Consider the following 3,459-nt stretch of genomic DNA (forward strand, 5'->3'; position numbering starts at 1 on the left):
GCACTGTTTGTCATGCTCGCCGCCGCCCATGTCGGCTTCGGCTATGTCAGGCTTGGCGCTCCCGAACCGCCAGCTTCACGCAGCCTGGATGTCCGCATCGTTCAGCCGGCCGTGGACCTGTCGGAAAAATGGGATGCCTCGGTGCGCGACCGCATCTTCGCGGTCCTGATGGGGCTCTCGGCCAAGGCGCCGGACCCAGGCCATCAAAAGCCGCAGCTGATCCTGTGGCCCGAAACCTCGGTGCCTTTCCTCTTCACCGAGCGTCCGGACGCATTGACGGCGCTGGGAGACATGCTCGGATCCGGCCAGATGCTGATTGCCGGCGTCGTTCGCGAGGAAGGCGGTTCGGCCGCGAATGCCGACAGCCGTTACTACAACTCCGTGGTGGCGATCGACGACAAGGGTGAAATCTCCGACGCAGTCGACAAGGTTCACCTGGTGCCGTTCGGCGAATACCTGCCTTTCGCCGATCTGCTCCAGCGTTTCGGCATCGAGCAACTGGTTGCCGGGCCGATGAGTTTCGCGGCCGGCAATGAGCGGCACGCCATCACGCTGCCCGATGGCATCCGTGCGCTGCCATTTATCTGTTATGAGGTGATCTTTCCCGATCTTGTGGCAGTTGACGCTGCGTCAGCGCAGCTTATTGTGAACGTTACCAACGATGCGTGGTTCGGCGACACGCCGGGTCCGTATCAGCATTTCAGGCAGGCCCAGATCCGCGCGGTGGAAAATGGATTGCCATTGGTACGTGCTGCCAACAACGGCATCTCGGCCGTCGTCGATCCGCGCGGGCGCATCGTCGATGCGCTTGCGATCGACGCACGCGGCGCCATCGATGCCCACATACCGATTTCCGGACAGGCGCTCATATCTCCCGGCCAACGGCGCATTAACGGAATGCTGATCATGTTGCTGTTTGCCGTTGGGGCAGCGCTGTTGAACGTAAGGCAAAGGCTACGGGTGAATTGACAGCCAACACATTAGAAACTCATACTGTAAGTGCCTGAAAATTTCTCGAAGCCGGTGGATCGTTCTGTTGGGGCAGTTGCCTCCGGCTTTGTTTGGGCAAGAAAAAATAGAGAAAGCCGAAAAAATTCGGCGAGGAAAAAATGACAGAAGACAACAAGAAGAAACCGAATCCGATCGACATCCATGTTGGCAGTCGCATCCGGCTTCGCCGCAACATGCTGGGAATGAGCCAGGAAAAGCTGGGAGAAAACCTCGGCATCACATTTCAACAGATTCAGAAATATGAAAAAGGCACCAACCGCGTCGGCGCCAGCCGATTGCAGGCGATAGCGTCCATACTCGGCGTGCCGGTCGCCTTCTTTTTCGAGGATGCGCCCGGCCAGGAGCCCGTGGCGGGCCGTGGATTTGCCGAGGACGCGTCGATGGCTTTCGCTGTCGAATTCTGCGGCAGCCCTGAAGGCCTTCAGCTCAACCGGGCCTTTGTCAAGATCGCTGATGCCAAGGTGCGCCGCAGGATTATAGACCTGGTCAAGTCCCTCTCCGCCGACGATCCCGACTGATCCTCAATCACGCCAGCACCGGCGGCGTCTTGCCGCCGGTGGCACAAGATAACTGCATCGACATTCATGCCAGAGCCGAAGCACCGCTTGACGAGCGGCGCTTCGCCCCGCTAACACGTGGCGCGCCAAAATCGGCAGCCTGCCGATCGTTTTTCAAGAGGGGACACCCGTGACGCGGCAGAACTACTTCTTTACCTCGGAATCCGTTGCCGAGGGCCATCCCGACAAAGTCTGTGACCGGATTTCCGACGAGATCGTCGATCTGGTGTATCGCGAAGCCAAGAAGACCGGCATGGACCCGTGGAAAGTCCGTGTCGCCTGCGAGACGCTGGCCACCACCAACCGTGTCGTCATCGCCGGCGAAGTGCGTGTTCCCGACACGCTGCTCAAGAGGGACAAGGCGGGCAATATTCTCAAGGATGCCGCTGGGCATTCGGTCGTCAATCCGGCCAAGTTCAAGTCGGTCGCCCGCAAGGCGATCCGCGAAATCGGCTACGAGCAGGCCGGCTTTCACTGGAAAACCGCGAAGATCGAGGTTCTGCTGCACGGCCAGTCGCCTGACATCGGCCAGGGCGTCGACAATGCCTCCGACCGTCAGGGCGAAGAGGGTGCCGGCGACCAGGGCATCATGTTCGGCTACGCCTGCCGCGAGACGCCGGATCTGATGCCGGCGCCGATCTACTACAGCCACAAGATACTCGAATTGCTGGCGGCCGCCCGCCACGAGGGCAGCGGTGAAGCCGGCAGGCTCGGACCGGATGCCAAGAGCCAGGTCACCGTTCGCTATGTCGACGGCAAGGCCGCCGAGGCGACGCAGATCGTGCTGTCCACGCAGCATCTCGATGCGAGCTGGGATTCGAAGAAGGTCCGCAAGGTCGTCGAACCCTATATCCGGGAGGCGCTGGGCGAGCTGAAGATCGCCGACAACTGCATGTGGTACATCAATCCGACCGGCAAGTTCGTCATCGGCGGGCCGGACGGCGACGCCGGGCTGACCGGCCGCAAGATCATCGTCGACACCTATGGCGGTGCCGCACCCCATGGCGGCGGTGCCTTCTCCGGCAAGGACACCACCAAGGTGGATCGTTCGGCGGCCTATGCGGCGCGCTACCTGGCCAAGAACGTCGTGGCGGCGAAACTCGCCGACCGCTGCACCATCCAGCTTTCCTACGCCATCGGCGTTGCTCAGCCGCTGTCGGTCTATGTCGACTTGCACGGTACCGGCAAGGTCGACGAGGCAAAGCTCGAGGACGCGCTGCGCACGGTGATGGATCTGTCGCCGTCGGGTATCCGCCGTCACCTCGATCTCAACAAACCGATCTACGCCAAGACGTCGTCCTACGGCCATTTCGGCCGCAAGGCCGGCCGTGATGGGTCTTTCTCCTGGGAAAAGACCGATCTCGCCAAGGCGCTCAAGGACGCGGTCGCCGCCTGACAGCGGCGCCGCAAAGTCCCACCATGGATCCGAAGGGCAGACCAAGCCGCGCGACCGAAGCCTTTTTCGGTCGCCGGCGCGGCAAAACCATGCGTCCGCAGCAGGCGGCCGCATTGGAAAGCGGCTTTGGCACATATCGGCTCGATCTGACGGCTGAACCGCCGACCGATCTCAGCAGTCTGTTTGAGACGGATGTCAGCGCGGTTCGCCTTGAGATTGGCTTCGGCGGTGGCGAGCATCTCCTGCATCGTGCGATCGAGGCGCCTTCGATCGGCTTTATCGGCGTCGAGCCCTTCGTCAACGGCATGGCCAAGATGATGATGGCGGTGCGCGAGAAACCACTCGCCAATCTGCGGGTCTATGACGACGACGCCACAAGGCTGCTCGACTGGCTGCCGCAAGCCTCGCTCGACGGCATCGATCTGCTCTATCCCGACCCTTGGCCGAAGAAGAAACACTGGAAGCGGCGCTTCGTCAGCCCGGTCAATCTCGAGC

The 3,459-nt window shown here is 61.4% G+C and carries 4 protein-coding genes; all 4 read left to right on the forward strand.

What is annotated here, in order from left to right; genetic code table 11:
- On the forward strand, window positions 1-969 hold a 969-nt coding region (gene lnt, locus EN984_RS27260; protein WP_127384087.1), incomplete at its 5' end, for an apolipoprotein N-acyltransferase.
- A 140-nt stretch (window positions 970-1,109) separates the two neighbouring features.
- Window positions 1,110-1,529, forward strand: coding sequence for a helix-turn-helix domain-containing protein (locus EN984_RS27265; RefSeq protein ID WP_013527901.1), 420 nt, complete (start codon window positions 1,110-1,112; stop codon window positions 1,527-1,529).
- A gap of 169 nt (window positions 1,530-1,698) precedes the next feature.
- Window positions 1,699-2,964 carry a methionine adenosyltransferase gene (metK, locus tag EN984_RS27270; RefSeq protein ID WP_127266944.1) on the forward strand — a complete coding sequence of 422 codons (1,266 nt, stop codon included), beginning with the start codon at window positions 1,699-1,701 and terminating at the stop codon, window positions 2,962-2,964.
- Between the two features lie 23 nt (window positions 2,965-2,987).
- The coding region (locus EN984_RS27275) for a tRNA (guanosine(46)-N7)-methyltransferase TrmB (protein WP_127384088.1) at window positions 2,988-3,459 on the forward strand (472 nt) is incomplete at its 3' end.

It is taken from the genome of Mesorhizobium sp. M7A.F.Ca.CA.004.12.1.1 (assembly GCF_003997835.1).
Taxonomy (GTDB): Bacteria; Pseudomonadota; Alphaproteobacteria; order Rhizobiales; family Rhizobiaceae; genus Mesorhizobium.

What these genes read in the sequence shown, in the direction of transcription:
- EN984_RS27265 (WP_013527901.1), top strand. Translation starts at nt 1,110, where the DNA reads ATGACAGAAGACAACAAGAAGAAACCGAATCCGATCGACATCCATGTT.